The 7,439-nt window shown below is 64.4% G+C and carries 9 protein-coding genes; 7 read left to right on the top strand and 2 right to left on the bottom strand.

The annotated features are described in order from the left end of the window. The 3 genes from E8A46_RS01790 to E8A46_RS01780 form a co-directional block, all read left to right on the top strand. A partial coding sequence (locus E8A46_RS01790; RefSeq protein ID WP_291556591.1) for an NAD(P)-dependent oxidoreductase occupies nt 1-430 on the top strand: 430 nt, incomplete at its 5' end. 408 nt (nt 431-838) lie between these two features. After that, nucleotides 839-1,477, top strand: coding sequence for a LysE family translocator (locus tag E8A46_RS01785; RefSeq protein WP_291556590.1), 639 nt, complete (start codon nt 839-841; stop codon nt 1,475-1,477). 113 nt (nt 1,478-1,590) lie between these two features. Continuing rightward, on the top strand, nt 1,591-1,803 hold the full coding sequence (locus E8A46_RS01780) for a hypothetical protein (protein ID WP_291556588.1): 213 nt from the start codon (nt 1,591-1,593) through the stop codon (nt 1,801-1,803). A gap of 14 nt (nt 1,804-1,817) precedes the next feature. Here E8A46_RS01780 and E8A46_RS01775 read toward each other — a convergent pair whose 3' ends face one another. Then, on the bottom strand, nt 1,818-2,456 hold the full coding sequence (locus E8A46_RS01775; RefSeq protein ID WP_291556586.1) for a GntR family transcriptional regulator: 639 nt from the start codon (nt 2,454-2,456) through the stop codon (nt 1,818-1,820). A gap of 117 nt (nt 2,457-2,573) precedes the next feature. On the opposite strand from E8A46_RS01775, the gene bioB reads away from it, so the two are divergent. From bioB to E8A46_RS01755, 4 genes are read left to right on the top strand one after another with little or no spacing between them, the layout of a single operon-like run. After that, nucleotides 2,574-3,605: a biotin synthase BioB gene (bioB, locus tag E8A46_RS01770; RefSeq protein ID WP_291556584.1), complete on the top strand. Its 1,032-nt coding sequence runs from the start codon at nt 2,574-2,576 to the stop codon at nt 3,603-3,605. Nucleotides 3,606-3,625: 20 nt separating this feature from the next. Further along, the gene (locus tag E8A46_RS01765; RefSeq protein ID WP_291556582.1) at nt 3,626-4,780 is read left to right on the top strand and encodes an 8-amino-7-oxononanoate synthase; all 1,155 of its coding nucleotides are present in this window, start codon (nt 3,626-3,628) and stop codon (nt 4,778-4,780) included. After that, on the top strand, nt 4,777-5,409 hold the full coding sequence (gene bioD / locus E8A46_RS01760) for a dethiobiotin synthase (protein WP_291556580.1): 633 nt from the start codon (nt 4,777-4,779) through the stop codon (nt 5,407-5,409). Before E8A46_RS01765 ends, bioD begins: the two co-directional genes overlap by 4 nt. After that, the gene (locus tag E8A46_RS01755) at nt 5,406-6,671 is read left to right on the top strand and encodes an adenosylmethionine--8-amino-7-oxononanoate transaminase (protein WP_291556578.1); all 1,266 of its coding nucleotides are present in this window, start codon (nt 5,406-5,408) and stop codon (nt 6,669-6,671) included. Before bioD ends, E8A46_RS01755 begins: the two co-directional genes overlap by 4 nt. 69 nt (nt 6,672-6,740) lie before the next feature. On the opposite strand, the gene E8A46_RS01750 is transcribed toward E8A46_RS01755, so the two are convergent. After that, nucleotides 6,741-7,439, bottom strand: a 699-nt coding sequence (locus E8A46_RS01750; protein ID WP_291556576.1) for an IclR family transcriptional regulator C-terminal domain-containing protein, incomplete at its 5' end; no start/stop codon positions are given.

Below are 7,439 nucleotides of genomic sequence, written 5' to 3'. Positions count from 1 at the left end.
GCTGCGCCGCTCGGATTACGTCTCGATCTCCTGTCCGCTGACCAAAGAGAGCCGGGGGATGATCGGCGCGCGCGAATTCGCGGCGATGCAGCCTCACGCCTATTTCATCACCACGGCGCGTGGTTTCATCCACGACGAGGCGGCGCTGGAGCAGGCGCTGCGCGACAAGCGCATTGCCGGCGCGGGACTTGACGTCTGGGCCAAGGAGCCGCCGCCGCCGGAACATCCGCTGCTGCAGTTCGACAATGTGCTGGCAAGCCCGCATACCGCGGGGGTGACCAAGGAGGCGCGGGAGAACATGGCGAGAATCGCCGCCGAGCAGATGCTCGACGCGCTCGACGGCAAGCGGCCGCCGCGCGTCATCAATCCCGAGGTGTGGCCCGCCTACGTCAAGCGCTTTGAGCGGACGTTTGGATTTGCGCCGGGATAGTGGTCAGGGCCGAATCTTCGTCACGCGCAATTTTCGCGGAGAAGATTTCCTCCATTGCCGCTCGGATCGCGGCAATAAATCTACTGCCATGTCGGGATCGGACGGTGGGAGCGTTGCTATTTTTGCCGCGGCCTCGACAGTTTTGCGAAGAGAGCCCATTAATCTACTCAGAACGCTCATTTTTCCGGAACGAATGTTCGGCCGGCGCAGCAGGAATAGGCGACATGCGACAGTTCGGTTCATTGCTGCGCTCGGCCCGATCCCGGATCGGACGCCGTCTGGGCCAGCTCGTCGCCATTGCGGCGGCCAGCCTGCCGGTCGCCGGCGCCTAGACTGATCCTGAGCAGCACTTTCCTCCGCCCATCCTTGCATGATACGCCCGAGCCGCTTTGGTAGGGGCGGAAGATCATGCTCGGCATTCACGAACTTTGGCTTTTCGTCGTCTCCGGGCTGTTGCTCAACATTACGCCCGGGCCTGACACGGCCTATATCGTCGGCCGAAGCCTGCAGCTCGGGTGGCGCGGCGGCGTGGTCGCGGTGCTCGGCATCGAAGCCGGCTGCCTCCTGCACGTGTTCGCCGCCGCGGTCGGGCTCTCGGCGCTGCTGGCGGCATCATCGGCCGCGTTCACGTTGGTGAAATGGGCCGGCGCGGCCTATCTTTGCTTCTTGGGCGTGAGGATGTTGCTGGCACGGAATGCGGCGCCGGCGGCTGCCGCGGCAACTGGAACCGGCGCGATTTCGCTGCGCCTGGTGTTCGTGCAGGGCGCGCTGACCAATGCGCTGAACCCGAAGGTGGCGTTGTTCTTTCTGGCCTTTCTGCCGCAATTTGTCGCCGCGGATTCGCCGCACAAGGCCGCCGCTTTCGCGCTGCTCGGCCTGATCTTCATCTTCAACGGCACGCTTTGGTGCCTTGGCGTGGCGGTATTCACCGCAGGCGCCGCCAGCCGGGTCCGAAAATCCGGTCGAGCTTTCGCCTGGATCAATCGGGGGCTGGGCGGGCTGTTCGTTTATCTCGGCATCCGCATTGCCACTGTTCAGACGCGCTAGAAGCATCCCCTGCGCTACGGACAACTGCGTAGGTTTTGATATCGGTCAATACCTCCGCCCTGCGCTCAAATTACATGGGCCCGTCTGACGCTGTCGACGCTGCAGGAGGTCCCATGTCACGGTTTGTGGTTAGGTTCATGAAGGATGTGCTCGGCGAGAACGGCCGGGAGGCGGAAGTCTGTCAGAGCTCCCTGGAGATCGATGCCGAAAATGAGGGGCACGCCAAGGAACTGGCAAAGAAAAAGTTCTGCGAAACAGAGGCGCTTCGCGATTGGTCGCTTCATGCCGACCGGATTCACGTCAAGGCGGCCGATTTCCCCTCCTGAGCCACCAATCGCCATCAGGTCACGGGGACGGTGAGGCGCTCGATGGTTTGAATGTGGCGGGCGAGCAGGCTGCAGGCTTGGTCGATATTGCGCGTTCGCAGCGCCTGCAAGATCAGGCGGTGGTCCTGATTGGACCGTGGTCGCCAGCCGGCATTGCGCGCCATCGCGAACACCAGCCGGGAATTGGCCAATTGCAATCCGTCGAGACTGGCCAGCAGCCGCGGCATGGCGCAGGACGCCACCAGCGCCTGGTGAAAGCCGCGGTTGGCGGCTTCGAACTCCTGAAGCGTCTCGGCGTTGTCGCCTTCAATCAGGGCCAATTCGATTTGGGCCAGATGGGCCGGCGTCAGCCCCGGCGCGGCGTTACGCAACGCGACCACCTCCAGCGCGGCGCGCATCTCGGCGATTTCCTTCACCGCGTTGGCGTCGAGCGGCGCAACCCGCACGCCACGGCGCGGCACGCCGACCACCAGGTGCTGGGCTTCCAGTTGCCGAAACGCTTCGCGCACGGGAACGTGGCTTGAATTGAATTCCCGGGCGATATGGTCCTGGCGCAGCGGCGCATCGGGCGGCAGCGCACCGCTGATAATCCGCTCTCCGATGGCAACGGCGATACGGGCCGCCGTAGTCGTGTTCTCGTCGGCGGGCTTCATAGATTATCTATCATGAAAACGGGTGCAGTCACACGTGGTGTCAGATAGCATCAATCCTGTTACCAATATTATAGATAATGATTGAATTTATCTATAAAAAAGCAGGAGACGGGTGCCATGGTTCAAGCTGCGGGACTGAAACGGAACGGCAGCCATGATATCGGGCCGGTCCGGCACGATTGGGACCGTTCGGAAGCCGAAGCTCATTATGCCCTGCCTTTTGCGGATTTGATGTTTCGGGCGCAGAGCATCCATCGCGAGAATTTCGATCCGAACCACGTCGAGACCGCGAGCCTGCTCAGCATCAAGACCGGCGGCTGCCCCGAGGATTGCGGTTACTGCTCGCAGAGCGCGCATTACGACACCGGCCTCAAGGCGACGAAACTGATGGCGCAGGCGGACGTGGTTGCCACCGCGCGCCGCGCCCGGGATGCCGGCGCGAGCCGGTTCTGCATGGCGGCCGCGTGGCGTAATCCGAAAGACCGCGACCTCGATGAGGTCTGCGGCATGGTGAGCGCGGTCAAGGACCTCGGCATGGAAACCTGCGCGACGCTCGGCATGCTGACGCCGGCGCAGGCGACCCGGCTGCGCGACGCCGGGCTCGACTTCTACAACCACAATGTCGACACCTCGCCGGAGTTCTACGACAAGATCATCACCACGCGCACGCTGCAGGACCGCGTCGATACTTTGGCGCGTGTGCGCGACGCCGGCATCAAGGTTTGCTGCGGCGGCATTGTCGGCATGGGCGAAGAGGTCGAGGATCGGCTCGGCATGCTCGTGCTGCTCGCCAATCTGCCGAGCCATCCGGAGAGCGTGCCGATCAACCTGTGGAACGAGGTCGAGGGCGTGCCGGTCAACGATACGGCGGAGCGTCCCGATCCGATCGCGCTGGCGCGGCTGGTTGCGGTCGCCCGCATCCTGATGCCGCAGAGCGTGGTGCGGCTGTCGGCCGGACGGCAGTACATGACCGATGAGCTGCAGGCGCTGTGCTTCCTGGCCGGCGCGAATTCGATCTTCATCGGCGATGTGCTGCTGACCACCAAAAATCCGCAACGCGACCGCGATGCGAATTTGCTGGACCGGCTTGGTGTCAAGTCCCGCCTCAACCAGGTGCAACCGGCGGCGCCGCAATCCGCGCACGACTGACGCTTGCCTGAAAGCGGACCATGAGCCAAGCCGTCGCCGACAAGGCCTCAAGCTACGTCACGGCGCTGAACGTCCTGCAAAACGATGACCGGCTGCGCAGTCTCAAGCCGCGTACTGGCATCGATTTTTCGTCGAACGACTATCTTGCGCTGGCGAGCGCTCCGCGCATGCGGCGGGCTGTATCGGCCGCGGTCGAGGCCGGCACCCCGATCGGCGCCGGCGGATCGCGGCTCCTGCGCGGCAATTGCGAGGAGCACCAGAGCCTGGAGGCGGCGGCGGCCGAGTTCTTCGGCGCGGAAACCGCGGTCTTCTTCGGCAGCGGCTATGTCGCCAACTTCGCCGTTCTGACGACGCTGCCGCAGCGGGGCGATTTGCTCGTGCTCGACCAGCTGGTGCATGCGAGCATTCACGAAGGCGCACGCGCCGGCCGGGCTGAATTTCGCGAAAGCCGGCATAACGATCCGCAATCGGTCGAAACCACGATCCGCGACTGGCGCGCCCAGGGCGGCACGGGGCGGATCTGGATCGTGGTCGAAAGCCTCTACAGCATGGACGGCGATTTCGCGCCTTTGCAGGAACTGATCGCGATCGCGGACCGTCATGATGCCTTCCTGATGGTGGACGAAGCCCATGCCACGGGGGTCTACGGCGAGCAGGGGCGCGGATTGACCGCTTGCTATGAGGGGCGCGAAAATCTGGTCGCCGTTCATACCTGCGGCAAGGCGCTGGGGGCGGCCGGCGCGCTCGTCACCACGACGCGGGTGCTGCGCGATTTCATCGTCAATCGCTGCCGCCCGTTCATCTTCTCCACCGCGCCGTCTCCGCTGATGGCGGTCGCGGTGCAGGAGGCGCTTCTGATCCTGCGGCAAGAACCCGAACGGCAGCAGCGCCTGACGGATCTGATCGCGTTCGCGCATCGTCAGATCGGTACGCGCCGCGGCTTTCGGCTGTCGGGCTCGCAGATCGTACCCTATGTCGTCGGCGACAACGCGCGTGCGATGGCGCTGGCCGCAGCAATGCAGGTGCGCGGCTTCGATATCCGCGGAATACGGCCGCCGACGGTGCCGGCGGGCACCGCGCGGTTGCGAATTTCCCTGACCAACAATGTCGGCGAGGACGACGTGCGCGCGATGCTCAATGCCCTGGTCGAGGAGACCGGAGACGAAGGCAGATGAGCCCTGGAATCGTGGTGGCCGGCACCGACACCGAGATCGGCAAGACGGTGTTCGCCGCGGGCCTCGCCGATTTGCTCGGCGCGAATTACTGGAAACCGATCCAGGCCGGCCTCGAAGGCGAGACCGATTCCCGGATCGTCGCGCGACTGGGAGGGCTCTCCGACGACCGCATCGTGCCGGAACGCTACCGCCTGCGAACGCCGGCTTCGCCGCATCATGCCGCGGAGATAGATGGCGTCCGCATCGCGGTCGATGCGCTCGATGTGCCCGATACCGGTGGGCGGGCGCTGGTGATCGAGGGCAGCGGCGGGCTGCTGGTGCCGCTCAATCGCACCACGCTTTATATCGACGTCTTTGCCAGGTGGCGTTGCCCGGTTGTGCTTTGCGCGCGCACCGCGCTTGGCACCATCAATCATTCGCTGCTGTCGATCGAGGCGCTGCGACATCGCAACATCGAACTTCTCGGCATCGCCTTTGTTGGCGAGAGCCATCCGGAAAGCGAGCGCGTGATTTGCGAAATCGGGCGGGTGCGCCGGCTTGGACGGCTGCCCCGGCTTTCGCCGTTGACCGCGAGCACGCTGCGCGCGGCGTTCGAGGCCGCGTTCAAGTCAGCTGATTTCGCACCATGACGCGCGCCGGGAAATCGCCGATCTGGCATCCGTTCACGCAGCACGCCCTGCAGGACGAGATGACCAAAGTGGTGCGCGGGGAGGGCGCCTATCTCTATGCCGCGGATGGCCGCCGCATCATCGATGCGATCGCATCCTGGTGGGTCGTGACCCACGGCCATTGCCACCCGCACATCGTCAGCGCCATTCAGAAGCAGGCCGAACTGCTCAACCAGATCATCTTTGCCGGTTACACCCATGAGCCGGCCGAACAGGTCGCCGCCGCGCTGTTGAAGCTTGCGCCTGATGGCCTCGACTACGTCTTTTTCTCCGACAGCGGCTCGACCAGCGTCGAAGTGGCGCTGAAGATGGCGCTCGGCTACTGGCGCAATATCGGCGAGCCGCGGACGCGCATCGTGGTGATGCAGCACGCCTATCACGGCGACACCATCGGGGCGATGTCGGTCGGCGCGCGCGGCGTCTTCAACGCGGCCTACGGGCCGCTATTGTTCGACGTGACCACTATCCCGTTTCCGGCCGCCGGCCACGAGCAGGCGACGCTCGATGCGCTCGAGGCCGCGGCCCGCAACGAAAAGCCGGCCGCGTTCATCATCGAGCCGCTGATCCTCGGCGCCGGCGGGATGCTGATGTATCCGGCCTGGGTACTGAAGGAGATGAAGCGGATCTGCGAGGCATCGGATGTTCTGTTCATTGCCGACGAGGTCATGACCGGCTGGGGCCGCACCGGGACCCTGTTCGCGTGCGAGCAGGCCGATGTGTCGCCGGATATCGCCTGCTACTCAAAGGGCCTCACCGGCGGATCGCTGCCGCTCGCGGTGACGCTGTGCCGCGCCGATATCTTCGACGCGCATTTTTCCCAGGACCGCACCCGTACCTTCTTTCATTCGAGTTCGTACACCGCCAATCCGGTCGCGTGCGCCGCCGCCAAGGCCAACCTCGATTTGTGGCAGGAGCCGGCGACCCGCGCGCGCGTCGCCTCCGTCGCCGCGATGCAGGAACAGGCCATCGCGCCTTTCCGCGCCGATCAGCGCTTCAAGAACGTCCGGCGCACCGGTACGATCACCGCGCTCGAGCTGGAGGCGCGCGACGGCGGTTATCTCGCCGGCATCGGCCCCAGGCTGCAGGCCTTCTTCGGCAGCCGAAACCTGCTGCTGCGCCCGCTCGGCAATACCGTCTACGTGATGCCGCCTTATTGCGTCACGCCGGCCGATCTCGGCGAGATCTACGCCGCCATCAAGGATGCGGCTTGCATCGAGGGCTAACCCGACCGGTCGAGCGCGGTGGCAATGCGCCCATGCCGCAAGGATGCGGTCGTTTCCGCTTGCCCTGCATCATTTTTTCCCGGCCGCAGCACCATTCGTCGGCGCGATCGAATGCAGCAAGACCGGATACCGCGCAAAAATCTGACCAATGCGGGTTGCGGCTATCCGCAGGTCGTTCAGCCGGCCGTCGACCAGTTGATCGATCGGCAGTTTGCCTGAATAACCGGAGGTGTTGATTGCAGCCACAACCCTGCCGGTCTGATCCGTGATGGGGACGGCGAGTGCGGTGATGCCGTAGTCCAGCTCATCGACGACCGCACTGTAGCCGAGCCGGCGCGTCTGAACGAGAATCTGTCGGAGCCGGCCGATATCGGTCACGGTGTTCTCGGTGAATTTTATCGGCCGGAGATTGTTGAGATAGATTTCGATTTCGTCGTCTCGCTGGCGAGAGATCAAGACGCGCCCCATTGACGTTGCATAGGCGGGGTAGGTGACGCCGATACTTGCGGTACGGCGGGCGGCGCGCTGTTCGGAGCAGTGGGCGATATAAAGGATATTGGACCCGTCGAGAACGCTCACCGAGGATGCATCGCCAAACAGGTCGACGAGCCGGCGCAGTTCCGGCATGAGCGCCTCGTCGGCCCCTGCTGCACGAATATAGGCGGCGCCCAGCGTGAGCACATGCGCGGCCAGAACGTATCGCTTGTTGACGAAGCGAAGGTAACCGAGCGCTTCGAGCGTGTGCAGGCTGCGCCGGGCTGTGGCAGG

Source organism: Bradyrhizobium sp. (assembly GCF_004799445.1).
GTDB lineage: Bacteria > Pseudomonadota > Alphaproteobacteria > Rhizobiales > Xanthobacteraceae > Bradyrhizobium.
The sequence above is the reverse complement of the archived record's forward strand: the minus strand, read 5'-3'. Positions and strand labels throughout refer to the sequence as shown.